We start from the raw sequence: 402 nt of genomic DNA on the forward strand, positions 1-402 counted from the left end.
GGATAACGCACACCGTCACAGTATTCCCTCATTCCGCGGCGGATTCCGTTGGCGTTCAGCTCTAAGACGGCGCCGGACACCTGTGCTGCTTCGACGATGATTTCACATGCCCGGCTGCAGTTCTCATCCCAGGCAAGATCGTTGATAAAGATCACATCCGGATGGGCCAGTACCTTGAAGAAGCCGGTCGCCAAGCCCTCTCTGATTGAAAGGGCGTAGTCGATGTAAGCGGCTGTGCCGCCTTTCTCCTCCAGCTCATAGATATTCACCGGCAGCGCGCCTGCCGCGGTGTAGAAGTGCTGGCCGAGAAGCAGATAATCCAGCCGCCCCGGCTTAAGCAGGCTCTCGTAATACTCCAGACTGTCAGGGCAGTACTCGATCTCCAGGCCGGAACAGATGGAG

Annotated in this window: 1 protein-coding gene; it reads right to left on the reverse strand. The window is 57.5% G+C overall.

The window, feature by feature from the left end:
• The coding region (locus tag NE664_15055) for a histidinol-phosphatase (protein ID MCQ4727951.1) at window positions 1-402 on the reverse strand (402 nt) is incomplete at both ends.

Source organism: Anaerotignum faecicola (assembly GCA_024460105.1).
Lineage (GTDB): Bacteria > Bacillota > Clostridia > Lachnospirales > Anaerotignaceae > JANFXS01.